The sequence below is a fragment of the Streptomyces violaceusniger Tu 4113 genome (assembly GCF_000147815.2).
Lineage (GTDB): Bacteria > Actinomycetota > Actinomycetes > Streptomycetales > Streptomycetaceae > Streptomyces > Streptomyces violaceusniger_A.
Genome location: NC_015957.1, coordinates 134901 through 161100 on the forward strand (window position 1 = coordinate 134901; position 26200 = coordinate 161100).

Here is a 26200-nt window from a genome sequence, read left to right on the forward strand (position 1 = left end):
CGTCAGCCGCGGATGACGGCCTTCGTACGCATCAGGAACTCGCCGAGATACGCGTCGTGCGGGATCCCCGGGGCGATCCAGTGCGTGGGGTGGTCCCCGATGTAGAGGTTCTTGACGGACGGCTCGGCGAGCAGCGCGTCCAGCAGCGCCTCGTCCCCGGTGATCGCCGTGACGACCAGGCTGTCCCGGAGCGCGGCGACCCCCGCCGCACGCGTCCAGGGCGCCACCCAGACGCAGGGGAACGACAGCTCCATGCCCAGCCGCGGGTCCCGCGGATCGTCGAGCTGGAAGACGGCCGGACGCAGGGCGGCGCTGCCGTCGCCGAGGTCGTCCACCACCCCGTCGCCGCCCAGCCACGCCCGGGCGCCCGCGGCCTTGCCGAGCAGAAGGCGCTCGAAGCCGCGGGCGACCTCGAGCGGATGGACCGGCAGTACCGCCTTCTCGTCCTGCGGCGGCAGGCTGGGGAGCGCGGCGAGCCGTTCCGCCAGCGCCTCGGCGACCGGCGCCGGATCGCCCTCCACGAGCACGGCGGTGGCGTTGACGCACGCGGTGCCGCCATGGCGGGCGATCGAGTCGACGACGACATCGAGATGGTCGCGCCAGTCCCGGTCGGCGGTGAGCAGGATCTTGGAGCGGCCGGGGCCGTTGGGCAGCACGGCCGGATCGGTGGCGTAGCGGTCGATGACCTCCTGCCCGCCGTAGACCATGGACAGATCCGCACCGTGCAGGATCTCCCCGGCCGCGTCGTGGTCGGTGGGCAGCAGCACCACCTGATCCGTCCCGAAACCCGCCTCGCGCAGGGCGCCGACCAGCCGGTACGGGGTGAGCGGCTCACGGCGGGAGGGGCGTACGGCCACCCGGTAGCCCAGCGCCAGCGCCTCCAGCCACAGGGCGTGCACGGCGGGGTGGTTTCCGGCGGCGTGCACGGCGAAGACATCGCCGCGCCGGATCCACACGGCGGTGCCGCTGCGGGCGTACGGATCGCGCCAGTCGCCCACCGCCCCCACCGGGCGGGCCGCCTGGACGCTGCGGTACGCCTCGGTGGCGCTGAGCCGTATCGCCTCCACGGCGATCCGCACATTGGCGAGCGGGGTGCCCGACATCCGGCACACCGCGCTCTCGTACGCCGCCGCCGTCATCCCGGCGACGGTGCCGGTGGCGAACAGCTCCCCCGCCCGCTTCAGCGCGGCCAGCCGCTCCTCCAGCGGCGGGGTGGCGGCGGCGCGCAGCGCGGCCAGCGCGCGGGTGACGAACAGCCGGGGCACGAGGGAGAGTTCGGCCATGGGAGTGCCGGTGACATCGCTGATGGTGAGGCGGTGACGGGAGCGGTAGGGCCCCTTGGGGCCGAGGGCGTCCAGGGCCTGCAGGGCCTGCAGGGGGTCGGGGGCATGCGGGGCGTCCGGGGCCTCCGGGGCGTGTGGCGCGTCCGGTGCGTCCGGCGCGTCCAGGGCGTCCGGGGTGGTGGCGGGCTGGGACACGCTGGCTCCTTCGCGGGCGGAGGACACACCGGCCCCTCGGCGGGCGCGGCGGGAAAGGGGTGAACCACGCTTATCCCACGGCGCGGACGGGACAGAGTCAATTGGCCCAAAGGCCATACCGGCCCCCTGGGCCGGGCCGGGCGCACCGCGGGCCACGTACCATGCGCGGCCGGAGGTGGTGGGGACATGGGAGAGACAGGTGGCGGTCGCGTCCTGGTGACCGACGACGACGCGGCCATACGACGGTCCCTGGAGCGCGGGCTGCGCCTCAACGGCTTCTCCGTGACCCTCGCGGACGGCGGCCACGCCGCGCTCGCCGCGGTGCGCGACGGCGCGCCCGACGTGGTGGTCCTGGACATCTCCATGCCCGACCTCAGCGGTATCGAGGTGTGCCGCGCCCTGCGCGGGGACGGCAATGACGTCCCCGTCCTGATGCTCTCGGCGCTCGACGAGGTGTCCGACCGGGTGGCCGGGCTGCAGGCCGGGGGCGACGACTACCTCGTCAAGCCGTTCGCGCTCCAGGAGTTGGTGCTGCGGCTGCACGCCCTGCTGCGCCGCCGTCCGCCCGCCGCCACCGACCGGGTGCGGGCCGGTGCGCTGGAGATGGCGCCGGAGGCCCAGGGGGCGTGGCTGGACGGAACGCCGCTGCGGCTCACCCGGCGCGAGTTCGAGCTGCTGGACACGTTCGCCCGCAACGCCGGGATCGTGCTCACCCGCGATCAGCTCCTGGACCGCGTCTGGGGCTACGACTTCGAGGTGCGGACGGACGCAGTGGACACCTTCGTCAGCTATCTGCGCCGCAAGCTGGAGGCGGGCGGCCGGCCCCGGATGCTGCACACGGTGCGCGGCGTGGGCTTCGTCCTGCGGCCGTCCGGACCGCCGGAGGGCCGCCCAACAGGCCCGTGAACGAGGGCTGTTCAACGACGCCGGGGGATTCCGCCGGGCGTTCTGTGCATTCGGGGCGTTCCGGATGTTCCCGCCGTTCCGGCCCACAGAATTTCCACAAAGAAGGCTCCTAGTTTTTTTTCCCTAGACCGGGACGGTCCGGCCCCTCCCGGGCCGTCCGGCTCCAAGGGAAGGAACAGCACCATGCACCGTGGAAAGAGCGTCATCGTGGCCTGTGCGGCCACCGCTGCCCTGCTCGGTCCGGTGGGCGTCGCGGCGGCGGACGGCAGCGCCCCGGCCTCCACACCGGCCGCCGCCCCGAGCGCGAAGCCGCACAAGGGAGCGGGGGACGGCTCCCAGGGGCTGTGCAAGCGCTCCAAGAAGATCGACAAGCGGCTGGACCGGGCGCTGAAGCGGCTGAAGGGCCAGGCGTCCGTCAAGGGGTCCGTGGCCCGGCTGGCGAAGCGGGTCGAGCGGGCGAAGAAGGCGGACCACACGGAGGTCGAGACCTTCCTCAACCACAAGCTCACCTTCCGCAGGTCCCTCGTGACCACGCTCGAGCAGCGCCAGAAGGACCTGTCGAAGGTCCAGACGTGGTGCGCCTCGCGCGGTGCGGGTTCCGGCACATGAGGCGCGGTCGGCCCGTACGGCGCGGCCCCTGGGCCGTGGCGGCCACGGCGGTGCTCTGCGCCGCGCTGGCCACCGGCTGCGGTGGCGGCAAGGGCGGCGGTTCGGACGACGCCGACGGCTCGGACGGCTCATCGGGGTCGTCATCCGCCCCGTCGGCCACCGCACCGGCTCCGTCCACCTCCGAGCTGAACAAGCTGGTGGACGACGCCGAGTCGGCGGCCGACAAGGCGGACTCCGACGCCGCGAGCGACAACTGACGGCGAACGACAACTGACCGCGAACGAAGACCGACCCCGAACGACACCTGACCACAAGGTGCCGGGAGGCCCCCGGCGCGGCATCGCGCCGGGGCCCCTCAGACGAGGGTGACCGAGGCGATCAGACCGGCGGTGGAACCGGCCGGTACGGGGTTGGCCTCGGCGCTGACCAGATCGCCGCTCTCCATGACACCGGAGCCGCTGACGTCCACATGGACCCGCAGCCCGTAGTTGTCGCCCGGGACCAGCTCACCCGGGACGGTGACACTGAACGGGACGTGGCCTCCCGGGCTCAGCGGCACATCGGTGAGGACCTGCGCCGCCACGATCGACTCGGGGGTATCCGAGCGGGACACGTTGCGCACCTCCACCACCACCCGCGCCGCCCGCCCGGCGGGGGCGTCGGGGGGCAGGGTCACGATGCCGCTCAGGACACTGCTCACTCCGAGATGTTTTCCCCCTGGACGGAGGACTTGTTCCGCCATCCGGGTGGGAACGCCGTTCGGGCCGGGCGGAGCGGTGTCGTCAGTCCGCGCAGGGGCGGCCGTTCAGGGTGAAGGATCCGGGCGGCCGGTTGCCGTCGTTCCAGGTGCCGAGGAAGCCCACGGAGAGGGAGCCGCCCGCCTTGACCCGCTTGTTGTAGTCGGCGGCGGTGGCGGTCACCTTCGAGCCGTGCTGGGTGAAGTCCCCGTCCCACATCTGGGTCACCCGCTGCGAGTCGCGGAAGGTCCAGGTGACCCGCCAGTCGTCGAGGGGCTTGCGGGAGGTGAGGGTGACGGCGGCCTTGAAGCCCTCGGGCCATTCGGTGACCAGTTGGAAGCGGGCCGTGCAGTCGGCGTATGCGCCGGGCCTCCGGTCGGAGGGCCGCCTTCCGCCGTGGCCGGAGGCGGAGCCGGAGTCTGAGTCGCCCCTGGAGGGCGCGGGGGCCGCGGAGGGGGAGCGACCGGGCTTCCTCGTCGAGCCCTTGCCGGGGTCGTGGCCGGAGCCCTCGCCCGGGTCCTTGGCGTCGCTCCCGCCCTTCGAAGGGCTCGGGGAGGCGGAGGCGCCGGGGTTGTTCGGTGAGGAGGTGGCGGGGGCCAGGCTGGGGGTCTCCTCCGGGCCCAGGTACCCGTTGCTGCGGTCGTCGGAGTCCGCGGCGGTTCTGGTCAGCGTGACCAGTGTGGCGAGGGCGACGATGGCGATCACCGCCAGGATGACCGTCGTACGGGCCCTGCGTAACCGGCGGCGGGAGGCGCGGCTCCGGCTGACCCGGTGCCCCCCGGAGCGGGAAGCACCCCCACCATCCGCCCCGCCCGCTCCGGCTCTGCCGCCCGCTCCGGCTCTGCCGCCCGCCCCGGCTCTGCCGCCCGCGTCACCGGCCCGTCTGCTGCGCCGCGCCCCGATCACGTCCAGGACCCGGTCGCGCAGCCGCTCCCACAGCGGCGCGCGGACCGCGTGCGCGGTGGGCGCTGCGGCGCGGGCGCTCGGCGCGGTGCCCGGGGCCCGCTCGGCGAGTGCGCGGCGCCGCGCGAGATAGAGGTGCGCGCCCCAGCCGATGACCCCGCCCGCCAGCGCGCCGGGCAGCCCCTCGCCGTCCACATACATGCAGGTGGCGGCGTCACGGCAGGACCGGCAACGGGCGAGGTGCTGCCACAGGTCGGCGGGTGAGGGGGAGTCGGGCGCGCGGGTGGCGGCGTCCAGCAGCTTGGCGTAGCTGCGGCACTCCTCGTCGGTGAGGGTCTCCACATGGGCGCGCTGACACCGTTCACGGAAGGCCGCGCGGACCCGGGGGATCTCCTCGGTGGCGTACTCCGGGTCGTAGCCCAGTTGCCGGGCAACCGCCTCCGTGGACCGCGCCTCCACCTCGACCAGCCACAGCAGCTCCCCGTCCGCCTCCGGCAGCTCCCGCAGAGCGCGCAGGGCGAGCGGCTGGTCGCGGGGCGGGGCGGCGAAGCGGGCGGCGAGGTCGGAGGTCAGCCACGTCCGCAGCTCCGGGTTGAGCCGGTCGCCGTGGCGGTGGGCGTGCCAGTCGGCGGCGGTCTTACGCACCGACGTCAGAAAGAGCGGCAGCCACGGGAGGCGCTTGCCGAAGCCCCGGGTGCGGCGGTGGCGGGTCTCCCGAATACCGCGCCGGAACGCCTCGGTGGCGAGCCGCATCCCGTCTTCGGGAGTGGTCGTGCACAGTTCCGCGTAATCGGCGACCGCCTCCCAATAGGCGCCCAGCAGCGCCGTCGCGGAGGCCGCGCCATCGACTTCCTCGGCGGGCGCTTCGGCGAGACCGTGGCGCGCCGGGGAGCCGTCCCCGGGAGATTCCCTGGGCGATGAGTGGTCGGGCATGGAGGCAATTCCTCACTCACGAACAGCGGCGCCCCCGCCGGGGGCAACCCTCTCACAAACGGGCTGCGGGGTAGTCAGCCAACAGCACAGCTCTGCCTCGGAGTTGGGGATTCCCCTTACGGGGCGGGCCGAGCCTTTCACGCCGGTGACCTGGCTGACAAGAGACGTAGAGCAGTCCCCGTTTAGGGATTTTGAGCCGCCTGACAAGCCGTGAGGTCGTGCCTAATTGAGGTGAATGGTAGTCACGTTCACTGCCCAATGCGACACGAAGTCGCACGCCGCAAAAGGTCCAGACCGCACCGTTCGCCGCGTGAACTCCTGTGCGTTTCCGGTGACTTCCGGCGACGCCCGCCGCCACCTCCGGGCCGGTGTCCTAGCGCCATAACCGGCCGCGTGCCGAGGTCTGTGCGGTGTGACATTGCACTGTTACCGTTGAATGGACAAGTGGCCTGGTCCCCTTCCCGAGAAGGTTCCGCATGCCCGAGATTCCCGGTGTTTCCGCGCCCTGGCGTGGCGTTCATGTCGCCACGGCGCTGCCGTTCCATGACGATGACGAACTGTCGGTCGACTACGAGGGATACGCCGCCCATGTGCGGTTTCTCGCCGAGCACGGATGTGACGGGGTCTGCCCCAACGGGTCGTTGGGGGAGTATCAGACGCTGACGGACGAGGAGCGGGCGCGGGTGGTGCGGGTGGCCGTGGAGGCGGCGCCCGAGGGGTTCGGGGTGATGCCGGGGGTGGCGGCGTACGGGGCGCTGGAGAGCCGGCGGTGGGCGGAGCAGGCGCGGGAGGCCGGGGCGCGGGCGGTGCTGGCGCTGCCGCCGAACAGCTACCGCGCCGACCGGGAGGCCGTGGTCGGCCACTACCGCGAGGTGGCGCGGGCCGGGCTGCCGGTGGTGGCGTACAACAACCCCCATGACACCAAGGTCGACCTCACCCCGGAGCTCCTGGCCGAGCTGCACGGGGAGGGGCTGATCGTCGCGGTCAAGGAGTTCAGCGGGGATGTGCGGCGGGCGTACGAGATCGCCGAGCGCTCCCCCGGGCTGGATCTGCTGATCGGTGCCGATGACGTCCTGCTGGAGCTGGGGCTCGCCGGGGCCGTGGGGTGGATCGCCGGGTATCCGAACGCGATCCCCGAGGCCACCGTGGAGCTGTACCGGCTCGCCACCTCGGGCGTCGGCACGGACCTGGAGAAGGCGCTGCCGCTGTACCGCGCGCTGCATCCGCTGCTGCGCTGGGACTCCAGGACCGAGTTCGTCCAGGCCATCAAGGCGTCCATGGACCTCGCCGGGCTGCGCGGCGGATCCTGCCGGCCACCGCGCTCGCGGCTGACCGGCGAGGTGGCGGCGCGCGTCGTCCGGGAGACCGAGACGGTGCTCGGGCTGGGGTACCGGTGACGCGCCCGTCGGGGAAGCGCCCGTCGGGGAAGCGCCCGTCGGGGAGGCGCGCGTCGACGAGGGGGCGCCGGTGAGGTCGCGGCGACCGGTAAGGGGGCGCTCGTGAGGTCGCGGCGGGTCCTGCACACCGTGGAGTCCCACACCGAGGGCATGCCCACCCGGGTGGTCACCGGCGGGGTGGGGACGCTCCCGGGCGCGACCATGGCCGAGCGCCGCCGGTGGTTCATCGAGCACCAGGACGATCTGCGCACCCTGCTGATGTACGAACCGCGCGGCCACTCCGCGATGAGCGGGGCCATCCTGCAGCCGCCGACCCGGCCGGACGCGGACCACGGAGTGCTCTTCATCGAGGTGTCCGGGGTGCTGCCGATGTGCGGGCACGGCACCATCGGAGTGGCCACGGTGCTGGTCGAGACCGGCATGGTCGAGGTGTGCGAGCCGGTCACCACCATCCGTCTGGACACCCCGGCGGGCCTGGTGGTCGCGGACGTCGCCGTACGCGACGCGGCCGCGACCTCGGTGACGATCCGGAACGTGCCCTCGTTCTGCCTGGCCACGGACCGTACGGTGCGGGTGCCCGGCTTCGGCGAGGTGCGCTACGACATCGCGTTCGGCGGCAACTTCTACGCCATCGTGGAGCTGGGCGCCCTCGGGCTGCCGTTCGACCGGGCGGCGGGGCAGGAGCTGCTGACCGCCGGGCTGAAGATCATGGAGGCGGTGAACGCGCAGGATCCGCCGCACCACCCCGAGCGGCCGGACATCACCGGCTGCCACCATGTCTATCTGAAGGCCCCGGGGTCGACGGCGCGCCACTCCCGCCATGCCATGGCCATCCACCCGGGCTGGTTCGACCGCTCCCCCTGCGGGACCGGCACCTCCGCGCGGATGGCGCAGCTTTACGCGCGCGGTGAGCTGGGCCTGGGCGAGGAGTTCGTGAACGAGTCGTTCATCGGGACGCGGTTCATCGGGCGGCTGCTGGAGGAGACCACGGTGGCGGGGCTGCCCGCCGTCGTGCCCGCGATCACCGGGCGGGCGTGGGTCACCGGCACCGCGCAGTTCCATCTCGATCCCGACGATCCGTTTCCGGCCGGGTTTTTGATGTAGGGGATGTGGGGGACGTAGGGGAGCGTGGCGATGGTGGGAGAGACATCCGACGCCCGTGGGCGCGCCTCCAGCACGACTGCGGGGATCGCCGAGGAGTTGCCGAGCACCGCCGACCTGGTCGTCATCGGCGCCGGAGTGGTCGGTGCGGCCGCCGCCTGGTTCGCCGCCCTGGCCGGGCTGCGGGTCGTGGTGGTCGACCGGGGCGCCGTCGCGGGCGGCACCTCGGGCGCGGGCGAGGGAAACGTCCTGGTCTCGGACAAGGAGCCGGGCCCGGAGCTGGAACTCGCGCAGTACTCGCGGCAGGTGTGGGGCGAGGACCTGGGCGCGTACGGCGGGCTGTGGGAGTTCGAGTCCAAGGGCGGGCTGGTGGTGGCCTTCACACCCACCGCCCTGGGCGCGCTGCAGACGCTGGCCGAGCGGCAGCGGGCCTGCGGAGTCGACGTACGAGAGGTGTCCGGGGCGGAACTCCCCGCCCTCGAACCGCGGCTGACCCGCGAGGCCGCCGGGGGCGCGCTGTATCCGCAGGACGCCCAGGTGCAGCCGATGCTTGCGGCGGCGCACCTGCTGAGGCTCGCGCGGCGGCGCGGAGCGGTGGTGCGGACGCGGACCGAGGTGGTGGGGTTCCTGCGGCCGGGTGGTGGGCGGCCGGGTGGTGGGCATGCGGGCTCCCCGGTCACCGGCGTACGGACCCCCCACGGCACCGTCAGCGCCCCCGCAGTCCTGAACGCGGCGGGCACCTGGGCCGGTGCGGTGGCGGGGCTCGCGGGCGTCGAGCTGCCGGTGCTGCCGCGCCGGGGCTTCGTCCTCGTGACCGAACCCCTGCCGCCTGCGACCGTACGGCACAAGGTCTACTCGGCCGACTACGTGGACGCCGTGGCCAGTTCGGACGCGGAGCTGCAGGCATCGCCGGTCGTGGAGGGCACGGGCGGCGGCACGGTGCTGATCGGCTCCACCCGGGAGCGGGTCGGCTTCGACCGGCGGCCGTCCCCCGCCGCCCTACGGGCGCTGGCCCGGGGCGCCATCGGGCTGTTCCCGGTGCTGGCGTCGGTGCGGGCGATGCGCGTGTACGCGGGCTTCCGGCCGTACTGCCCCGACCATCTGCCGGTCATCGGCCCCGACCCGCGCGCCCCCGGGCTGTGGCACGCCTGCGGCCACGAGGGCGCGGGCATCGGTCTCGCGGCGGGCACGGGGAAGTTGATCGCGCAGGCCCTGACAGGGGAGGCGACGGAGCTGGACCTGACGCCGTTCGCCCCCGAACGCTTCGCAAGCGAAGGAGGGCGCGGATGAGCCACGCGGGAAGTGAGCCCGTCGTCGGCACGGGATCGCCGCCGTACCGGCTGACCTTCGACGGCACGACGGTCACGGCGCTGCCCGGGCAGAGCGTGGGCGCGGCACTGGTGGCCGCCGGGATCGTGGCCTGGCGGACCACGAGGCGGGAGGGCAGGCCGCGCGGGCTGTTCTGCGGGATCGGGGTGTGCTTCGACTGCCTGATCACCGTGGACGGGCGGCCCAACCAGCGGGCCTGCCTGGTCCCGGCACGGGACGGGATGCGGCTGTCGGCGGAGGGCGACGGCGTCGGTGGCGGCGATGATGGCGGTGCCGGTGCCGGTGCCGGTGCCCGTGACAGTGCCGGTGGCGGTGGTGATGACGCCGCCCGTGGCGGTGCCGGTGGCGGTGCCAGTGCCGGTGCCAGTGCCGGTGGCGGTGGCGGTGGCGGTGGTGGTGACGCTGCCCGTGGCGGTGCCGGTGACCGAGGCGGCGAACGTGCCGGTGGCAGTGGCGGTGGCGGTGACGCTGCCCGTGACGGAGACCGTGGCCGTGACGGCGACCGAGGCGGTGCCGGTGACCGAGGCGCTGCCCGTGGCGGTGCCAGTGCCAGTGCCACTGCCGGTGCCAGTGCCGGTGGCGGTGGCGGTGCCGGTGACCGAGGCGGCGAAGGTGCAGGTGGCAGTGACGCTGCCCGTGACGGAGACCGTGGCTGTGACGGAGACCGTGCCCGTGACGGAGACCGTGGCCGTGACGGCGACCGTCGCGGTGTCGATAGCCGTGTAGACGGCGAAGGCGGCGGTGATGGCGATGTCGACTGATCCGCCGACCTACGACGTGGCCGTCGTGGGCGCGGGACCCGCCGGGCTCTCCGCCGCCGTCGGCGTCGCCGAGGCGGGCCTGGACGTGGCGCTCATCGATGCGGGGCGGCTGCCCGGTGGCCAGTACTGGCGCCACGACGATGAACACTCCCCGCACCCCGGCCACCGCGACGGGCGGCTCTTCGCCCGCCTCCGCGCCCGGCTGCACCACCAGCGCCGCCTCGGCCGCCTCCACTACCTTCCCGGTCATCAGGTCTGGCTGATCGACCGCCCCCGCCCGGACACCGGGGCGTTCACCCTGCGCCTGAACGGTCCGTACGACACGGCCCCCGTCGAGCGGGACCGGGTGCGGGCCCGCGCCCTGGTGCTCTGCTGCGGCGCCCACGACCGCCAACTGCCGCTCCCCGGCTGGGACGTGCCCGGGGTGATGGCCGCCGGAGGCGTCCAGGCGCTGCTGAAGGGGCATCGGACGGCGGCGGGCCGCCGGGCGGTGGTCGCGGGCACGGGCCCGTTCCTGCTGCCGGTGGCGACGGGCCTGGCTCAGGCGGGTGTGCGCGTCCTCGCCGTATGCGAGGCCAACCCGGCGCACGGCTGGCTGCGCCACCTGGGCGGGGCGGTGCAGGCGCCCGCCAAGTCCGCCGAGGCGCTGCGGTACGCGGCGCTGATGGCCCGCCACCGCATCCCGTACCGGACACGGGCCGCGGTGACCGAGATCCTGGGCGAGGACCGGGTGCGCGGGGTGCGGCTCGACGGCGGCGAGGTGCTCGAGGCCGATCTGGTGGCGCTGGGCTGGGGGTTCACCCCCGCCCTTGAACTGCCGCTGATGGTCGGCGCCGACACCCGGCGCGACCTCGACGGCTCCCTCGTCGCCGTGGTCGACGCCCGTCAGCGCACCACCGTCCCGGACGTCCTGGCCGCGGGGGAGACCACGGGCGTGGGCGGCGCCGCACTGGCCGTCGCCGAGGGACGGCTGGCCGCCCTGACCCTGGCGGCGGCCCACGGGCTGCCGGTCGATCCGCGCGCCGCGCGACGGCTGCGCGCCACGATCCGCCACGGCCGGGCCTTCGCCGCCGCCCTGCACCGCACCTACCCCGTGCCCGCCGGGTGGACCGGCCGGTTGACCGAACGCACGGTGGTCTGCCGCTGCGAGGAGGTCACCTACGGGGAGCTGTGCCGCGCCCGTACCGAACTCGGCGCCGAGGACCCCCGCACCATGAAGCTCCTGGCCCGCCCGGGGATGGGCTGGTGCCAGGGCCGGATCTGCGGGTTCGCCGTCGCCGCCGTCACCGCGTCGCTGACCGGCCGCCCGGCCACGGCGGAGGATCTGCGGCCGCTCTCGGCACGGCCGTTCGCGGCCCCGGTGACGCTGGGGGAGCTGGCGGGGATGGCGGACGGGGAGCTGGCGGGGATGGCGGACGGGGAGCTGACCGAGGTGGCGGACGGGGAGCTGGCCGAGGTGGCCGACCCGGACGACGAGCCCGGAGCCGACCCGGACGACGAGCCCTGAGAGCCCCCGTCCCCCCGGCCCCACGCGCAGATGCCAGCCTTCGTACTCGAATCGTTGGAAGAATGCCACCTGACCGCCGTGCACCGGCTCGCAGATGCGGCGCTACCATCGGCGGATGCATACGTACCGGATCGGTGAGGCCGCGGCCCTGATGGGGGTCAGCGCCGACACCCTGCGGCGCTGGGTCGACAGCGGACGGCTGGCCGCCGAACGGGACGAGCAGGGGCGCCGGATCATCCCGGGCCCGGCGCTCGCCGCGTTCGCCCGCGAGGTCGCCAGTAGCGCGGAGCGCGACAACCCCGGCTCCTCCGCCCGCAACCGCTTCTCGGGGATCGTCACCGAGGTGATCCTGGGCGATGTGTCCGCGCAGGTGGAGATCCAAGCCGGGCCGTTCCGCGTGGTGTCCATGATCAGCCGGGAGTCGGCGGAGGAGTTGAAGCTGGAGCCCGGCGTTCCGGCCGTCGCCGTCATCAAGTCGACCAACGTGGTCGTGGAAACCCCGTGAGCACGCGCACCGAGAGCGGCAGTGGCGCAGGCGGCAGCGGCAGCAGAGGCAGAGAGGGAGAGACAGACTCCATGACGACCCGTTCCGTATCCGTATCCGTATCCGGATCCCGACCCCGAGTCCGTTGGACCTACCGTGCGGTGGGCGGTTTCGCGCTCGCCGCCATGGCACTCACGGCCTGCTCCTCCGGCGACTCCGACGACTCCTCCAAGGAGTCCGACTCCGGCTCGTCCTCGAAGAAGCCGTCCGGCACGGTGACCGTGTTCGCGGCCGCCTCGCTGAAGGAGAGCTTCACCGCGCTGGGCAAGACCTTCGAGAAGGAACACCCCGGCACCAAGGTCTCCTTCAACTTCGGCGGCAGCGACGCCCTCGCGGCCAGCATCACCTCCGGCGCGCCCGCCGATGTCTTCGCCGCCGCGAGCCCGAAGACCATGAAGACCGTCACCGACGCCAAGGACGCCAAGGGCACCCCGGCCACCTTCGTCCGCAACCAGCTCGAGATCGCGACCCTCCCGGGCAACCCGAAGAAGATCGCGACGCTGAAGGACCTCACCCGCTCCGGGCTGAAGGTCGCGCTGTGCGCCAAGGAGGTGCCCTGCGGCTCGGCGGCCCAGAAGGCGCTGGACGCGTCCAAGCTGAAGCTCACCCCGGTCTCGTACGAGCAGGACGTCAAGGGCGCCCTGACCAAGGTGCAGCTCAAGGAGGTGGACGCCTCCGTCGTCTACAAGACCGATGTGAAGGCGGCGGGCGGCAAGGTCGCGGGCGTGGAGTTCCCCGAGTCCAAGCAGGCCATCAACGACTATCCGATCGCCCTGCTGAAGAACGCCCCCAACGCCGAGGCGGCCACCGCCTTCATCGACCTGGTGAAGTCCGCGCAGGGCCAGAAGGTGCTCGGCGAGGCCGGTTTCCTCAAGCCGTGACGGAGCAGAAGTCCGGGCCGGTGCCGGACGCCGCGACCGGCCCGGCGGAGGTCCTGGCCGGCGGCTCGCGCCGGCGGTCCGGCACCCCCCGCTTCCGGACGGGCGTCCCGCTGCCGCTGCTGCTGCCCGCCCTCGGCGGCCTGGTCTTCCTGGTGCTTCCGCTGGTGGCGCTGCTGGTCCGCGCGCCCTGGCGGAGCCTGCCCGACCAGCTCACCAGCGTCGCGGTATGGCAGGCGCTGCGGCTTTCGCTGATCACCGCGACCGCCGCCGCCGCCGTGGCGCTGGTGCTGGGCGTGCCGCTGGCCTGGCTGCTGGCCCGCGCCCGCTTCCCCGGCCGCCGGCTGGTGCGCGCCCTGGTGACCCTGCCGCTGGTGCTGCCGCCGGTGGTGGGCGGTGTGGCGCTGCTGCTCGCGCTGGGCCGTAACGGAATCGTCGGCCGCTGGCTGGACTCGGCGTTCGGCATCACGCTGCCGTTCACCACGGCGGGGGTGGTGGTCGCGGAGGCGTTCGTGGCGATGCCGTTCCTCGTGATCAGCGTCGAGGGCACGCTGCGGGCCGCCGATCCGCGCTACGAGGAGGCCGCCACGACCCTCGGCGCCTCCCGCTTCACCGCCTTCCGGCGCGTCACCCTGCCGATGGTCGCGCCCGGGGTGGCCGCGGGCGCGGTGCTGGCGTGGGCGCGGGCGCTGGGCGAGTTCGGCGCCACCATCACCTTCGCGGGCAACTTCCCCGGCCGTACGCAGACGATGCCGCTGTCGGTGTATCTCGCGCTGCAGAGCGACCCGGCCGCCGCCATCGCACTCAGCCTCGTCCTGCTCGCCGTCTCCATCGCGGTCCTGGCCGGGCTGCGCGACCGCTGGATGGCCGCCTCATGACCACGGACACTTCCCCCCATCGAGAACGCCGGGCTGCGCGACCGCTGGATGGCCGCCTCATGACCACGGACACTTCCCCCCATCGAGAACGCCGGGCTGCGCGACCGCTGGATGGCCGCCTCATGACCACGGACACTTCCCTCGCCGAGAACGCCGGGCCGCGCGACCGCCGGACGACCGCCCCATGACCACGGACACTTCCCTCGCCGAGAACGCCGGGCTGCGCGACCGCTGGACAACCGCCCCATGACCACAGACACGTCTCCCGCCGAGAACGCCGGGCTGCGCGACCGCTGGACAACCGCCCCATGACCACAGACACGTCTCCCGCCGAGAACGCCGGGCCGCGCGACCGCTGGATGGCCGCCTCATGACCACGGACGCCTCCCCCACCGAGGACGCCGGGCCGCGCACCGACGGCCTCGACGCCCGCCTCGTCGTGGACCGCGGCACCTTCCGCCTCGACCTGCGGCTGTCCGCGGCCCCTGGCGAGGTGGTCGCCCTGCTCGGGCCCAACGGCGCGGGCAAGACCACTGCCCTGCGCGCCCTGGCCGGGCTCACCCCGCTCACCACGGGGGCGCTGCGGCTGGACGGCCGGACCCTGGAGGAGCCGGAGCGTCGGCTGAGGACCCCGCCCGAACACCGTCCGGTCGGCGTCGTCTTCCAGGACTATCTGCTCTTCCCCCATCTCACCGCGCTCGACAACGTGGCCTTCGGCCCGCGCTGTCACGGGGTGCCGAAGGCGGAGGCCCGCGCCCAGGCGGCCGACTGGCTGGAGCGGATGGGCCTGACCGACCGCGCGGGCGCCAAACCCCGCGCCCTGTCCGGCGGTCAGGCCCAGCGGGTCGCCCTCGCCCGCGCCCTCGCCACCCGCCCCCGGCTGCTCCTGCTGGACGAGCCGCTGGCCGCGCTGGACGCCCGCACCCGCCTCGACGTGCGCGCCGGGCTCCGCCGCCATCTGGCCGAGTTCGAGGCGGTGGCCGTGCTGGTCACCCATGACCCGCTGGACGCGATGGTGCTCGCCGACCGGCTCGTGGTCGTGGAGGAGGGCCGTACCGTCCAGGAGGGCGCCCCCTCGGACATCTCCCGCCGCCCCCGTACCGACTACATCGCCAGCCTCGTCGGCCTCAACCTCTACCAGGGCCGCGCCGACGGCCACACCGTACGGCTCGACGGCGGCGCCACCATCACCACCACCGAGGACCTCACCGGCCCGGTCTTCGTCGCCTTCCCACCCGCCGCGGTCACCCTCCACCGCGACCGCCCCGACTCCAGCGCACGCAACTTGTGGCGGCTGGAGGTGGCCGGTATGGAGTCCCACGGCGACCAGATCCGCGTCGACCTCACCGGCGAACTCCCCCTGCTGGCCGACCTCACCACACCCGCCGTGGCCGAACTCGCCCTCCACCCGGGCCGCACCGTCTGGGCCACCCTCAAGGCGACCCAGACCCACGCGTATCCGGCCTGAGCCGGGCCCCTGGCCTCGACGCTTCCGGCCAGTTACCAGGGTGTTAGCGGGGCGGCAGCCTTGCGATAGCGGCCCCGAGCAGAGTGGGTGACGTACCGAGAAGACAACGACACCGACCGCCCCGGGGGGACCCGAAATGAGCTCCAACACCACTGCCCGCACCACTCGTCGCCGCACCCTGCGCATCGCCGCCGCGACCCTGACCGCGGCCGCCGCCCTTACCCTGACCGCCTGCAACGGCTCGGACGCCAACGCCTCGAAGCCCGCGGCCGGCGCCGAGGCCAAGGGCGGCAGCTCCTCCGCCGGAGCGCAGGGCTCCGGTGCCAAGGCGGACCCGGCTGCCGAGGCCGACACCAAGGCGGGCGCCGCGGGCAAGCAGTCGAGCGGCTCGCACGCCGCCGACGGTGACCGGGCGGGCTCGGGCGTCCAGCGCTGCCACACCTCCGGCCTGGAGGCGTCGTTCGCCACGGGTGGCGATGCGGCCCCGGACCCGAACGCGGGCGGCTCGACGACCACCAGCATCGTGCTGACCAACGCCGGCGACCGCCCCTGCAAGATCGGCGGCTTCGCGGGCGTGGACCTCACGTCCGAGAACGGCGGTCAGGTCTGGTCGCTGGCCCGCTCGTCGGCCAAGTACGGCTCGATCACCCTGGGCCCCGGGGACAGCACCGACTTCACGATCAACCTCGCCATGACCGACGAGAGCGAGGAGGGCTCCTACAAGCCCGCCTTCGCCGTCGTCACTCCGCCGAACGAGACCAGCTCGCTGAAGCTGGAGTGGCCGTGGGGCGCGCTCGTCGACCAGCGAGCCGCCACCCACCCGGCCACGTTCGTCAACCCCATCGGCTGACCACGTCGGCGTTGCCTGGAATTGCGCCAAGACCATCTCCGAGCGGGACCAGTCCCGCCGACGCTGCGCCAAGAAAGTCCGCTGCCCCGGTGTGCCACACCACGGCAGCGGACTTTCCGCATCACGCCTCGCGGCAGAGCGGCCGACACACCCACAGTTCGACCTCCTGGGGCCTGCCGCCGCAGGTCCACACGACCGTGCCGAGCAACTGATCGGCGTACAGCCGCCGCCCGCACAGCGCGCAGTGCCAGCCCTCCAGTTGGGGCCCGGTCAGCGTGTCGGGATCCGGCAACTCGATCCCGCGCAGCGCAACGGGCCGCTGCGCGGCCAAGCCCTCGCTCACCGATCCGCCTCCGCATCGATGCCCAGCTCGGCAACGACCGCCCGGGCGAGGGCCTCGCGAAGCCGATTGGCGTCGGTGAGATACCGACCCGGCCCGAGCGGCACGCGCCAGTGCAGATACGGCCCGCTGATGCGGTCGATGGGGGGAACCCCGATGTACGAGGTCTCGACGCGCCCCGTACCGAGCGTCTGCACCTGCCGGATGCGTCGCCAGTACTGGGCGCTTCCCGGGCGGATGAGCCAGTACATGAGGTTGTAGTCCGCGATGACGGCCCCGGAGGCCCCACCGAGTAACTCCAACGCCCGCCCGCCGAGCGCCTCCGGCGCCCGTACGACGTCCCAGTGCGGGCCGACCCGCACCATCTCTACGTCGGTACTGCTCGGAGGCGCCCATGGTGGGGACTTGAGAGAGTCAGCTGTCATTCGGTTCGCCTTGGTCGCGGTGGTCTTCACAGACGACGTCAGGCCGTACGCGATCCCGCCGGGGAAGAGTGATAGGTCGGGCGGCGTACGGCTGTCCCATCCGCCTGGTCGGTGTGGACAGGTAGATGGTTCTCCGCTGGAAGGGCCATGAGTGACCCGGCGAGGGTCAGTGCGGGTCACTCACCCGCGTGACACCACTCCGCGAAATTGCTCAAGCTCTCGGCATCTCCGCGCCGCAGGCGGCGGAGAGTCGCGGCGTCCTCTCGCACCCACGGGTGATCACGGGTGTGCTGTGGAGCGATGTGCCGCGCGACCTTCAGCGACTCGAACGCATCGCGGGTCAGCCCTGACCACAGTTGCGCACGGGCCACCTCGATGTAGAACCCGCTGCGGCGCTCGGCAGGAAGGTCCCGGGGCGGGGCCCAATCGTTGGCCACGTCGAGGGCGCGACGCACATGGTCACCACCGAGGCTGACCGCGACGGATACTTCGTGGACACGGACGCTGTTCGGCCCGAAAGCTGTGCCTTGATAGACGTTCTCGCGCACGGCGTCCCCCAGGCGCCGAGCCTCCGTGAGGTGCTTGTCTGCGGCTTTCACGAGACCGGCGCGCCCCGCAATGACAGCGGCGCGCATGTGCAAGGCGCCTCGGGCAGCCATTGCCGCCTCACCATCACTGGTGGGTGTGCGGTCCAACGCGGCCTCCAGCGCGCGTAGCCCAGGGGTGAACGCGCGGGCGGCGAAGAAGGTCTCGGTGCGGACGTATGCGACGGTGGCGTCCAGCAGCGGGTCGTCGGTGTACGGCGTCGCCCAGCGCATCAGATCGACCAGACGGGCAGACAGGTCCCGGGCACCGTACTTGTACGCCACAGCGTCAGCGGTTCGAACCGCAGCGATGAGCAGGCTCGCCGTCTCGGGCTTCGCTTCTGCCGAAGCGAGGTGGAAGGCGCGAGTCAGCTCGCTGACAAGCGATGGTAAGTGGCGTGCGATCCGGACGTACTGGGAGGCCAGGCGCCAGGTCACCGCCTCATCCACTGCTGTGCTCAGCTCGCTGAGTTGCCGCACCGGCCCATCGTCGGGCACGTCGTACGCCGCGATGACGGCCGACAGGGATGGCATCGCTGCGTGAACGCGGGCGTCCGTCCGGTCCCGGCTTCCCAACAAGACGGACGGGTCGACACCGAGAGCTGCCGCGAGGGCCTCCACCACGTTGTCGCCGGCGCCCCGGGCGGCGCGTTCGATCTTTCGCAGGGTGCCGACGTGCACACCGGCGGCGTCCGCCAGCTCTTGTTGCGTCAGGCGAGCGATGCGGCGCTGATAGGCCACACGCTTGCCGAGATCGGTGGGCATACCGGTGCTCCGTTCGGTGCGTCCACTCCAAACGGTAGCGAGCGGCCTTGCGACAGCGGGGCCGCTCGCCTCAACCGGCGGCGAATCGTACGAGATCGTGCAGCGAGTCGATCTGCCAGTCGGCACCAGCCGCCTCGCCTGTGCCGGACCACAGATGACCCCACGGCCCACGGCGCAGATGCGCGACGCGCAGTCCCGCCGCCTTTGCCGGGCGGATGTCGTTCGCGGGGTGGTCCCCCACATACACCGTCTGGTCGGGCGGAGTGACTGCCAGGTCCAGGACGCGGGCGAAGAAGCGGGGGTCGGGCTTGGCCACGCCCCACTCTCCCGACGTGGCGATCTCGTCAACCGGGAGGTCCAGCTCCCGTAGCAACTGGCCGACGTGCGCGGTCTGGTTGCCCGCGATGACGACGCGGAGCCCCTTCTCACGGAGGGCCGCGAGGGCTGGACGCACATCCGGGTAGAGATCGACTTCGCTCAGTTCCTCACCCACCCCAGCGGCCTCCATCGCGGCTCGCTCGGCCGCGATGTCGATGTCGGGCCGAATGAGTCGCAGGGCTTCGGCGTTGTCACGGCCCTGAGCGACGACCGCGCCGACGAGTGCGGAGAGGGTATGGCGGGGGACGTTCAGCCAGTCCGCCCACATGGCCCATCCACGGTCATCCCGGATCAAGGTCTCGCCGACGTCGAAGACCACTGCGCGCATCATGCGGGCAGCGTAGGACGCGATGAAACGACGATGCTTGGGGCCGTAGGCGTATGCCCACTCAGCGTATGGTGCCCGTCACCAACGGGAGTCGGTATCCAGCGATCGGAAGGCAATACAGTGCCGCTGCTCGTGCTCTGGGACATCGACCACACACTCGTGGATACCCGGGGAGTCGGCCGCGAGCTCTGGGCCGAAGCGTTCGAAGAGGTCACCGGCCGGCCCATGCGGGAGCAGGCGAAGATCGACGGATCGACCGAGCCGGTCATCCTCCGGGAAACGCTGAGACTCCATGGACTGCACGACAGCCGTGACCTGTTCGAGCGGTTCGCCCAGGCACTCGGAGCCGCCCACGTACGGCGCGCGGCCGACCTTCGCGAACGCGGGCGTGCCCTCCCCGGAGCGTCTCCGCTGCTCGCGGCCTTGGCGGCGCGGGACGGGGTCACACAGACCGTGATGACCGGGAACGTCCGGGCCGCCGCAGAGGTGAAGTTGGCCGCGTTCGGCCTCGACCACTACATCGGCCTCTCGATCGGAGCCTTCGGCGAGGACGCGGACGAACGCCCGCAACTGGTGCGCACTGCTCTGCGGCGTGCCCAGATGCGGCCAGACGACGCTGTCCTTGTCGTGGATACGCCATACGACGTCGAGGGCGGCCTGAGCTGCGGCGTCCGCGTCATCGGTGTGGCCACCGGGCGTACCGATGCGGACGATCTGCGGGCCGCCGGAGCTACGGAAGTCGTCGAGGATCTCGCGGATACCGAGAAGATGCTGAAGCTCCTGACGAAATGAACGAACCCCGGCGCGAGCCGGCATCCGCACTCTGTTGACCACGTGACAAGGAGGGCAACGGCCCCATGACGACGATCGCCGTGACCGGGCACATGGACCTCACCGACGAGTCGGTGCCGCTGGTCCGAGGGGCGCTGGACACGCTCCTGGCCGCCTACGATTCCGCCAGCCTGGTCGGGGTGTCTTGCATCGCGAAGGGCAGTGACAGCTTGTTCGCCGACGCGGTCCTGGCCGTCGGCGGAAGCCTGGTCGTGGTGATTCCGTCGCAGGACTACCGGCAGGCGAAGGTCAAGCCGGACCACGCCGAGACCTTCGACCGCCTCGTGGAGGCCGCGGACGAGGTGCTGGTGATGCCGCACCAGACGGCGAACCGGCAGGCGTACGAAGCGGCGAACGCCGCGCTGCTGGAGCGGGCCGAGCGGCTGATGGCGGTGTGGGACGGGCAGCCGCCCTCCGGCAAGGGCGGCGGTACGGCGGACGTGGTGAGCGAGGCACGCGAGGCGGGCGTCCCCGTGGATGTCGTCTGGCCGGACGGGGTATCCCGCCGGGCATGACGATCCATCGGGCCCTTGCCCGTCCGGCCTGAATTGGCCCCGGCTGGGGAAGGCTGGGGGTCATGAGGCGGGGGGAGCACGGGGTGGGTGGGCGGTTTGCGCGGCGGGCCGCGTGGCGTCGGTACATCGTCGCGTCCGTGGTGAGCGGCGTGGCTGTCGCGGTGGCGGTCACGCATGTGCTGGCGCCGGACCTGAAGATAGACAACGTCACCGTGGCGCTCCTGGTCGTGGCGGTCGTGCCCTGGCTGCGCGATCTGCTCAACAGCATCGAACTGCCCGGCGGGTTCCGCGTGGAGTTCAAGGCGGTCGAGCAGCGCATCGAGGCCGCCGAGCGCATCGCCGACGCCGCCCTCGTCGGAAGCGGCGACGACGGACCGGAGGCCGACGACGCCACGGCGCTGGCGGACGTGCGCCGACTGGCCGCCGAATACCTCGAGGTCCGTCGGTCGATGGCCAGTGGCTCCGCCCGTACGCAGCGCATGAGCGGCATCTTCGCGCGGCTGGTGCGCACCACCCAGCGGCTCGCGGACCCCGACCTCGACGGCTGGCTCACCTCCCCGGACGGCGGTCTGCGGCTGGCCGCGTACGCGCGGCTCTACGCGGTGCCAGTACCTGACGCGCTGACCCTCCTCGCCGACGCCGTCGTCAAGGAGCCGCTCGCCTTCAACCAGTACTGGGGCATCCACGCGCTCGACAAGGTCGTTGACGCCGTCGGGATCGAGGACGTACCGCCGGGGGTCGTCCGCCGCCTGGAGGACTGCCGACCGCGTGGCAGTGACCGGGTGGCCCTCCTGCGACGTCTGATCACCAAACTCCACGGCCTCCGATAGGCCCCTCCGGGTACCCCCCGAAATAACGCTTGATCTGAAGCAACTAATGTGTCAAACGTTTTCCAGAGGGGTACCCCAACCCCCCTCCCGGCTGTCCGGCACCTACCCCGGCCCCCGACCATCGCAGCCGCCACCGGCGCCCGCACCCACCGACCCGGCGCCCGGCAGCGGTGCCTCGCCCCCCCGGCCGCCGCTGCTCAATTGCGCTGAAGGCGCGAAACGGCGCCGCACCTCACCACCCCGATCAGCCCGAACCGCCGGCCACCTCGACAATCCCGACAATCCCGACAACCCCCACCGGGGCAGTCGTACCAGCGGCGGACCCCCTCGCCCCCTCCGTACTGCGTTCTCAGTAGCCGGAAGTGTCGGCAGGCGCACGACGACACAACCGCCCCCTCCCAGAGAGCCTGGGCGGACAGTCGGCACCAGATGTTCGGCACCAGATGTGGAGACCTCCTGCCGTGGCTACTTTCCTTTACCGAGTGGGCCGTCTGGCCTTCCGGCGACGCTGGTACGTCGCCCTGGTCTGGGCGGCCGTCCTGGCCGCCGTCGGGCTGGGTGCCCTCAAGGCTCCGGGAGCCTCCGACGACGGGTTCTCCATGCCGGGCATCGAGGCCCAGAAGGCGTTCGACCTGATGGAACAGCGCTTCCCCGGAGCCACCGCCGACGGCGCGACCGCCCGGGTCGTCTTCGTCGCGCCGAGCGGTGAGAAGGTCACCGCCACCGAGAACAAGCGGGCCGTCGAGAAGGCCGTGGCCGATCTGGCCGACGGCACACAGGTCGCGAGCGCTGTCGACCCCTTCCAGGCGAAGGCCGTCAGCAAGGACGGCACGACGGCGTACGCGACCGTCACCTACAAGGTCGCCGCCGACGACCTCACCGACGCCGACCGGACGCGGCTGGAGCGGGCCATCCACACGGCCCAGGACTCCGGGCTGACCGTCGAGGCCGGCGGCAGCGCGATGGACGACGGCGGCGGGGCGGGCGGTGCGGCCGAGGTGATCGGTGTGGTGATAGCCGCCGTCGTGCTGCTGGCCACCTTCGGTTCGCTGGTCGCCGCCGGGCTGCCACTGCTGACCGCCCTCATCGGCGTGGGCGTGAGCACGGCCACCATCCTCACCCTGTCCCAGGCGCTGGGCCTGTCCACGACGACCGGCACCCTGGCGATGATGCTGGGCCTCGCGGTCGGCATCGACTACGCCTTGTTCGTCGTCTCCCGCTACCGCGAGGAGCGCGCCAAGGGCCGTGCGCCACAGGAGGCGGTCGGCCTGGCGGTCGGCACGGCCGGTTCGGCGGTCGTTTTCGCCGGGCTCACCGTGGTAATCGCGCTGGCCGGACTCGCCGTGGTCGGCATCCCGATGCTCACCAAGATGGGCCTGGCCGCGGCGGGCGCGGTCGTCGTCGCCGTACTGATCGCGCTGACGCTGGTCCCGGCGTTCCTCGGCTTCTGGCCGAACGCCGTGCTCCGGCGGCGGGCCCGCAAAACCGGACGGATCGAGGACGAGAGCACCCGGAACAACGGGGGCAGCCGCTGGGCGCGGTTCGTACTGCGGCGTCCGCTGCCCGTGCTGCTGCTCGGCGTGGTGGGCCTCGGAGCCCTCGCGGTGCCGATGACGGCCCTGCAACTCGGCATGCCCGGGGACGAGGCCAAGTCGACCTCCACCACCGAGCGCCGGGCCTACGACGCGCTCGCCGAGGCTTTCGGGCCGGGCTTCAACGGGCCGCTGACCGTCGTCGTGGATGCGAACGGGGACGCCGAGACGAAGGGCGCCGACGCGAAGGGCGCCGCCGATACGGTCGCGAAGAAGCTCCGCGGCACCGAAGGCGTCATCTCCGTCTCCCCGCCCCGCTTCAACGAGGCCGGTGACACGGCCGTCTTCCAGGTCGTGCCGTCCACGTCGCCGACCGATGAGAAGACCAAGGACCTGGTCACGACCATTCGGGGCGAGCGGCCCGGAGTCGAGTCCGAGACCGGGGCGACCTTCGAGGTCACGGGCACCACCGCGCTGAACATCGACATCTCCGACAAGGTGCAGGCCGCGCTGATCCCTTACCTGGTCGTCGTCGTGGGTCTCGCGATCGTGCTCCTGCTGGTGGTCTTCCGGTCCCTGCTCGTCCCGCTGAAGGCGGCCCTCGGCTTCCTGCTGTCGGTGCTGGCCTCTCTCGGCGTGGTCGTCCTCGTCTTCCAGCAGGGCCATGGCGCCGGGCTCCTGGGCGTGGAACAGACCGGCCCGATCATGAGCCTGATGCCGATCTTCCTGGTGGGCATCGTCTTCGGCCTGGCCATGGACTACGAGGTGTTCCTCGTCTCGCGGATGCGGGAGGCGTACGTCCACGGCGAGAGGCCCGGCGAGGCGATCACATCCGGCTTCCGGCACAGCGCCCGCGTGGTGGTGGCCGCCGCGCTGATCATGATCGCGGTGTTCGCCGGGTTCGTCGGCGAGAGCGACTCCATGATCAAGATGATCGGGTTCGGACTCGCCTCCGCCGTCCTGTTCGACGCCTTCGTCGTACGGATGGCGATCGTGCCCGCCGTGCTCGCCCTGCTCGGCGACAGGGCCTGGTGGCTGCCGAAGTGGCTGGACCGGCTGCTGCCCAACGTCGACGTGGAGGGCGAGGCCCTCAGCCGCCGACAGGAAGCGGACCAGGAAGCGGACCGGGGAGCGGGCCGGGGAGCGGGCCAGGGAACAGACCCGGAAGCGGACCCGGAGCCGGCCGGGACGCCCGGCCGCGAAGTGGCCCGTACCTGATACGACCGCCCTGCCCCCCACCGACCGGGGCCACCCGTGGCGAACGCCATGGGCGGTCCCGGCAGCCGTTCGCGCGGGGAGCGGGGAACGGTCACGATGGCCCGAGAGCGACGACCGGAGAGCCCGATGAGCACCAGCCTTGAGCGTTACACGGACCGTTTCGAGCAGTACACCGACCGTTACCGTCATGTCGTCGACGTGGTGCTCGTCCTGGCGCTGATGGGCTGTGCGACCCTCGGCAGCAATCTCACCCTGCCCGGAGCCAGCCCACCCGACCAGGACAGGGCCGCCACCGTCCTCATGGGCGTGTCCTGCCTCGCCCTGCTCAAATACCGCGCCCACCCGCGCACCGCCGTCGTCGTGACCGCGGTCTGCACCGTGATCGCGATCTCGCTGGGGTATCTGCTCACCCCCCTGCTGCTGGCACCCATGATGGCGGCGCTCTACTGGCTGGCCACCCTCACCGACCGCAAGACCACCCGCGTCTTCGGCGTCAGCACCATGGCGGCGCTGATGGTCGCGGCGGCGGTCTCGGACTCCATGGACAGCCTGTCCCTGCTGCTCAGGACGATCGGCCCCTTCTTCTGGCTGCTGCTGCCGCTCGCCGCCGGCAACATGACCCGGCTGCGCCACGCCTACCTGGCATCGGTGCAGGCCCGCGCCGAACACGCCGAGCGCACCCGGGAGGAGGAGGCACGGCTGCGCGTCACCGAAGAGCGCATGCGCATCGCCCGCGAGCTGCACGACGTCGTGGCCCACCACATGGCCCTGGCCAACGCGCAGGCCGGTACGGCCGCTCACCTCGTGCTCACCAGCCCGCAGCAGACGCAGAAGATCCTCACCGACCTGACCGGCACCACCTCCTCCGCACTGCGCGAGCTGAAGGCCACGCTGGGACTGCTGCGCCAGAACGACGACCCGGCCTCCGCATCGCTGGAGCCGTCCCCCGGCCTCGCCCGCCTGCCCGAACTGGTCTCGGCGTGTGCGTCCGCGGGGCTGACCGTCACGGTCACCACGACGGGGGAGCCGCGCCCGCTCTCTCCCGGGGTGGACCTGACCGCGTTCCGGATCGTGCAGGAGGCGCTCACGAACGTCACCAAGCACGCCGCCGCGGACGCCGCACACGTACGCATCGCCTACGCCGGATCCCGTCTGCTGATCACGGTCAGCAACGACGGCCCGGACGCCATGGGCAGCACGGACACCAAGGACACCACCGAGGCCGGGCCGAGCCGGGGCTTCGGCGTCATGGGCATGCGCGAACGCGCCCACACCATCGGCGGCGAACTCCGCGCGGGCCCCCGCCCGGAAGGCGGCTTCGAGGTCACCACCGCACTGCCGCTCCAGCCCGCGGCACCCGAGACGGCACCCGAAGCGGCACCCGAAGCGGCACCCGAAGCGGCACCCGAAGCGGCACCCGAGGCGGCCCCCCAAGCGGCCATAGCCGCCACAGACGTTCCAGCAGGAGGAGAAGAGTCATGACCATCAGGGTGCTGCTCGCCGACGACCAGGCCCTGCTGCGGGCCACCTTCCGGATACTGATCGACTCCTGCGAGGACATGACGGTGGTCGGCGAGGCATCGGACGGCGCGGAGGCGCTGGAACTGACCCGCGCCCACCACCCCGACATCGTCCTCATGGACATCCGGATGCCGGGCACGGACGGTCTCGCCGCCACCTCCGCGATCTGCGCCGACCCGGAGCTGGCCGCCACTCGCGTCCTCATCCTGACGACGTTCGAGACCGAGGACTACGTCGCCCAGGCGCTGCGCGCCGGTGCCAGCGGCTTCCTCGGCAAGGACGTCACCGCCGACACCCTGCTGGCCGGTCTGCGCACGGTGGCATCCGGCGAGGCGCTGCTGTCACCCGCCGCGACCCGCACCCTCATCACGAACTTCCTCATGTCCCCCGCCCCTGACGCCCACCTCGCGCCCCCGGAGCGCCTGTCGGAACTCACCGGCCGTGAGCGCGAGGTGATGGGCCTGGCCGCCGAGGGCAGGTCCAACACCGAGATCGCCGAGATCCTCACGCTCAGCCCGCTGACCGTACGCACCCACATCCACCGCGCGATGACGAAGCTGGGCGCCCGCGACCGCGCCCAACTGGTCGTCATCGCCTACCAGACGGGCCTGGCGCAGGCGGCTCCGCCCGTACCGTGACCGCCGAGGCCGATGT

At 72.5% G+C, this 26200-nt stretch carries 26 protein-coding genes and 1 pseudogene; 20 read left to right on the plus strand and 7 right to left on the minus strand.

Features of this window, described 5'->3' with window-relative positions; translation table 11 throughout:
* Positions 1 to 2: 2 nt before the first annotated feature.
* Positions 3 to 1367 carry an aldehyde dehydrogenase family protein gene (locus STRVI_RS00605; RefSeq protein ID WP_043237564.1) on the minus strand — a complete coding sequence of 455 codons (1365 nt, stop codon included), beginning with the start codon at positions 1365 to 1367 and terminating at the stop codon, positions 3 to 5.
* Between the two features lie 297 nt (positions 1368 to 1664).
* On the opposite strand from STRVI_RS00605, the gene STRVI_RS00610 reads away from it, so the two are divergent.
* The 3 genes from STRVI_RS00610 (at position 1665) to STRVI_RS00620 (ending at position 3250) form a co-directional block, all read left to right on the plus strand.
* Complete coding sequence (locus STRVI_RS00610; RefSeq protein ID WP_014053680.1) at positions 1665 to 2384, plus strand: response regulator transcription factor; 720 nt, start codon at positions 1665 to 1667, stop codon at positions 2382 to 2384.
* A gap of 183 nt (positions 2385 to 2567) precedes the next feature.
* Positions 2568 to 2993: a hypothetical protein gene (locus STRVI_RS00615; RefSeq protein ID WP_014053681.1), complete on the plus strand. Its 426-nt coding sequence runs from the start codon at positions 2568 to 2570 to the stop codon at positions 2991 to 2993.
* Positions 2990 to 3250, plus strand: coding sequence for a hypothetical protein (locus STRVI_RS00620; protein ID WP_014053682.1), 261 nt, complete (start codon positions 2990 to 2992; stop codon positions 3248 to 3250). Before STRVI_RS00615 ends, STRVI_RS00620 begins: the two co-directional genes overlap by 4 nt.
* Before the next feature lie 98 nt (positions 3251 to 3348).
* Here the strand turns inward: STRVI_RS00620 and STRVI_RS00625 are convergent, their stop codons facing one another.
* Together STRVI_RS00625 and STRVI_RS53930 are read right to left on the minus strand one after the other, a co-directional pair.
* Positions 3349 to 3693, minus strand: a complete 345-nt coding sequence (locus tag STRVI_RS00625; RefSeq protein ID WP_014053683.1) for a hypothetical protein — start codon at positions 3691 to 3693, stop codon at positions 3349 to 3351.
* A gap of 82 nt (positions 3694 to 3775) precedes the next feature.
* The gene (locus STRVI_RS53930; protein WP_014053684.1) at positions 3776 to 5566 is read right to left on the minus strand and encodes a cellulose binding domain-containing protein; all 1791 of its coding nucleotides are present in this window, start codon (positions 5564 to 5566) and stop codon (positions 3776 to 3778) included.
* Positions 5567 to 6042: 476 nt separating this feature from the next.
* Here STRVI_RS53930 and STRVI_RS00635 point away from each other — a divergent pair, with 476 nt between their 5' ends.
* The 11 genes and pseudogenes from STRVI_RS00635 (at position 6043) to STRVI_RS00680 (ending at position 16279) form a co-directional block, all read left to right on the plus strand.
* Complete coding sequence (locus tag STRVI_RS00635) at positions 6043 to 6963, plus strand: dihydrodipicolinate synthase family protein (RefSeq protein ID WP_014053685.1); 921 nt, start codon at positions 6043 to 6045, stop codon at positions 6961 to 6963.
* Positions 6964 to 7065: 102 nt separating this feature from the next.
* Complete coding sequence (locus STRVI_RS00640; protein WP_014053686.1) at positions 7066 to 8067, plus strand: proline racemase family protein; 1002 nt, start codon at positions 7066 to 7068, stop codon at positions 8065 to 8067.
* A 30-nt stretch (positions 8068 to 8097) separates the two neighbouring features.
* Positions 8098 to 9354, plus strand: coding sequence for an NAD(P)/FAD-dependent oxidoreductase (locus tag STRVI_RS00645; protein ID WP_014053687.1), 1257 nt, complete (start codon positions 8098 to 8100; stop codon positions 9352 to 9354).
* Positions 9351 to 9614 (plus strand): annotated as a pseudogene (locus tag STRVI_RS53935) ((2Fe-2S)-binding protein); the annotation flags it as partial. The gene STRVI_RS00645 and the pseudogene STRVI_RS53935, both read left to right, overlap by 4 nt.
* 31 nt (positions 9615 to 9645) lie before the next feature.
* Positions 9646 to 10119, plus strand: a complete 474-nt coding sequence (locus STRVI_RS53940) for a hypothetical protein (RefSeq protein ID WP_251983015.1) — start codon at positions 9646 to 9648, stop codon at positions 10117 to 10119.
* Between the two features lie 18 nt (positions 10120 to 10137).
* Entirely contained in the window at positions 10138 to 11661 is a 1524-nt protein-coding gene (locus tag STRVI_RS00655) for an FAD-dependent oxidoreductase (RefSeq protein WP_043235181.1), read from the plus strand.
* A gap of 115 nt (positions 11662 to 11776) precedes the next feature.
* Positions 11777 to 12166, plus strand: coding sequence for a TOBE domain-containing protein (locus STRVI_RS00660; RefSeq protein WP_208949114.1), 390 nt, complete (start codon positions 11777 to 11779; stop codon positions 12164 to 12166).
* 71 nt (positions 12167 to 12237) lie between these two features.
* On the plus strand, positions 12238 to 13086 hold the full coding sequence (modA, locus tag STRVI_RS00665) for a molybdate ABC transporter substrate-binding protein (protein WP_014053691.1): 849 nt from the start codon (positions 12238 to 12240) through the stop codon (positions 13084 to 13086).
* Between the two features lie 20 nt (positions 13087 to 13106).
* The gene (locus STRVI_RS00670) at positions 13107 to 13961 is read left to right on the plus strand and encodes an ABC transporter permease (RefSeq protein ID WP_050993870.1); all 855 of its coding nucleotides are present in this window, start codon (positions 13107 to 13109) and stop codon (positions 13959 to 13961) included.
* 370 nt (positions 13962 to 14331) lie between these two features.
* Complete coding sequence (locus STRVI_RS00675) at positions 14332 to 15429, plus strand: ABC transporter ATP-binding protein (protein WP_014053693.1); 1098 nt, start codon at positions 14332 to 14334, stop codon at positions 15427 to 15429.
* Between the two features lie 136 nt (positions 15430 to 15565).
* A complete protein-coding gene (locus tag STRVI_RS00680) occupies positions 15566 to 16279 on the plus strand; it encodes a DUF4232 domain-containing protein (RefSeq protein ID WP_014053694.1) in 714 nt (237 codons plus the stop codon).
* 121 nt (positions 16280 to 16400) lie between these two features.
* On the opposite strand, the gene STRVI_RS00685 is transcribed toward STRVI_RS00680, so the two are convergent.
* The 4 genes from STRVI_RS00685 to STRVI_RS00700 all read right to left on the minus strand — a co-directional run bounded on the left by STRVI_RS00685 (position 16401) and on the right by STRVI_RS00700 (position 19102).
* Positions 16401 to 16622 carry a hypothetical protein gene (locus STRVI_RS00685; RefSeq protein ID WP_014053695.1) on the minus strand — a complete coding sequence of 74 codons (222 nt, stop codon included), beginning with the start codon at positions 16620 to 16622 and terminating at the stop codon, positions 16401 to 16403.
* Complete coding sequence (locus STRVI_RS00690) at positions 16619 to 17044, minus strand: hypothetical protein (RefSeq protein WP_043235183.1); 426 nt, start codon at positions 17042 to 17044, stop codon at positions 16619 to 16621. The genes STRVI_RS00685 and STRVI_RS00690 overlap by 4 nt, the downstream gene beginning before the upstream one ends.
* A 176-nt stretch (positions 17045 to 17220) precedes the next feature.
* Positions 17221 to 18393 (minus strand): helix-turn-helix domain-containing protein, encoded by a 1173-nt coding sequence (locus STRVI_RS00695; RefSeq protein WP_014053697.1) that lies wholly within the window; start codon positions 18391 to 18393, stop codon positions 17221 to 17223.
* A 70-nt stretch (positions 18394 to 18463) separates the two neighbouring features.
* On the minus strand, positions 18464 to 19102 hold the full coding sequence (locus tag STRVI_RS00700; RefSeq protein WP_014053698.1) for an HAD family hydrolase: 639 nt from the start codon (positions 19100 to 19102) through the stop codon (positions 18464 to 18466).
* 117 nt (positions 19103 to 19219) lie between these two features.
* Between STRVI_RS00700 and STRVI_RS00705 the strand changes: the two genes are divergently transcribed.
* The 6 genes from STRVI_RS00705 (at position 19220) to STRVI_RS00730 (ending at position 26184) form a co-directional block, all read left to right on the plus strand.
* A complete protein-coding gene (locus STRVI_RS00705) occupies positions 19220 to 19891 on the plus strand; it encodes an HAD family hydrolase (RefSeq protein ID WP_014053699.1) in 672 nt (223 codons plus the stop codon).
* 65 nt (positions 19892 to 19956) lie between these two features.
* Positions 19957 to 20445: a hypothetical protein gene (locus STRVI_RS00710; protein WP_014053700.1), complete on the plus strand. Its 489-nt coding sequence runs from the start codon at positions 19957 to 19959 to the stop codon at positions 20443 to 20445.
* A gap of 149 nt (positions 20446 to 20594) precedes the next feature.
* Positions 20595 to 21275 carry a hypothetical protein gene (locus STRVI_RS00715; protein ID WP_150112875.1) on the plus strand — a complete coding sequence of 227 codons (681 nt, stop codon included), beginning with the start codon at positions 20595 to 20597 and terminating at the stop codon, positions 21273 to 21275.
* A gap of 461 nt (positions 21276 to 21736) precedes the next feature.
* The gene (locus tag STRVI_RS00720) at positions 21737 to 24025 is read left to right on the plus strand and encodes an MMPL family transporter (RefSeq protein WP_014053702.1); all 2289 of its coding nucleotides are present in this window, start codon (positions 21737 to 21739) and stop codon (positions 24023 to 24025) included.
* A gap of 126 nt (positions 24026 to 24151) precedes the next feature.
* Positions 24152 to 25507 carry a sensor histidine kinase gene (locus STRVI_RS00725; protein ID WP_014053703.1) on the plus strand — a complete coding sequence of 452 codons (1356 nt, stop codon included), beginning with the start codon at positions 24152 to 24154 and terminating at the stop codon, positions 25505 to 25507.
* Complete coding sequence (locus STRVI_RS00730) at positions 25504 to 26184, plus strand: response regulator transcription factor (RefSeq protein WP_014053704.1); 681 nt, start codon at positions 25504 to 25506, stop codon at positions 26182 to 26184. Before STRVI_RS00725 ends, STRVI_RS00730 begins: the two co-directional genes overlap by 4 nt.
* Positions 26185 to 26200 lie beyond the last annotated feature (16 nt).

Coding starts and splice junctions, on each gene's coding strand:
- STRVI_RS00610 (WP_014053680.1), top strand. CDS start 1,665: ATGGGAGAGACAGGTGGCGGTCGCGTCCTGGTGACCGACGACGACGCG.
- STRVI_RS00615 (WP_014053681.1), top strand. CDS start 2,568: ATGCACCGTGGAAAGAGCGTCATCGTGGCCTGTGCGGCCACCGCTGCC.
- STRVI_RS00620 (WP_014053682.1), top strand. CDS start 2,990: ATGAGGCGCGGTCGGCCCGTACGGCGCGGCCCCTGGGCCGTGGCGGCC.
- STRVI_RS53930 (WP_014053684.1), bottom strand. CDS start 5,566: ATGCCCGACCACTCATCGCCCAGGGAATCTCCCGGGGACGGCTCCCCG.
- STRVI_RS00635 (WP_014053685.1), top strand. CDS start 6,043: ATGCCCGAGATTCCCGGTGTTTCCGCGCCCTGGCGTGGCGTTCATGTC.
- STRVI_RS00645 (WP_014053687.1), top strand. CDS start 8,098: ATGGTGGGAGAGACATCCGACGCCCGTGGGCGCGCCTCCAGCACGACT.
- STRVI_RS00655 (WP_043235181.1), top strand. CDS start 10,138: ATGGCGATGTCGACTGATCCGCCGACCTACGACGTGGCCGTCGTGGGC.
- STRVI_RS00660 (WP_208949114.1), top strand. CDS start 11,777: ATGCATACGTACCGGATCGGTGAGGCCGCGGCCCTGATGGGGGTCAGC.
- modA (WP_014053691.1), top strand. CDS start 12,238: ATGACGACCCGTTCCGTATCCGTATCCGTATCCGGATCCCGACCCCGA.
- STRVI_RS00675 (WP_014053693.1), top strand. CDS start 14,332: ATGACCACGGACGCCTCCCCCACCGAGGACGCCGGGCCGCGCACCGAC.
- STRVI_RS00680 (WP_014053694.1), top strand. CDS start 15,566: ATGAGCTCCAACACCACTGCCCGCACCACTCGTCGCCGCACCCTGCGC.
- STRVI_RS00690 (WP_043235183.1), bottom strand. CDS start 17,044: ATGACAGCTGACTCTCTCAAGTCCCCACCATGGGCGCCTCCGAGCAGT.
- STRVI_RS00695 (WP_014053697.1), bottom strand. CDS start 18,393: ATGCCCACCGATCTCGGCAAGCGTGTGGCCTATCAGCGCCGCATCGCT.
- STRVI_RS00700 (WP_014053698.1), bottom strand. CDS start 19,102: ATGATGCGCGCAGTGGTCTTCGACGTCGGCGAGACCTTGATCCGGGAT.
- STRVI_RS00710 (WP_014053700.1), top strand. CDS start 19,957: ATGACGACGATCGCCGTGACCGGGCACATGGACCTCACCGACGAGTCG.
- STRVI_RS00725 (WP_014053703.1), top strand. CDS start 24,152: ATGAGCACCAGCCTTGAGCGTTACACGGACCGTTTCGAGCAGTACACC.
- STRVI_RS00730 (WP_014053704.1), top strand. CDS start 25,504: ATGACCATCAGGGTGCTGCTCGCCGACGACCAGGCCCTGCTGCGGGCC.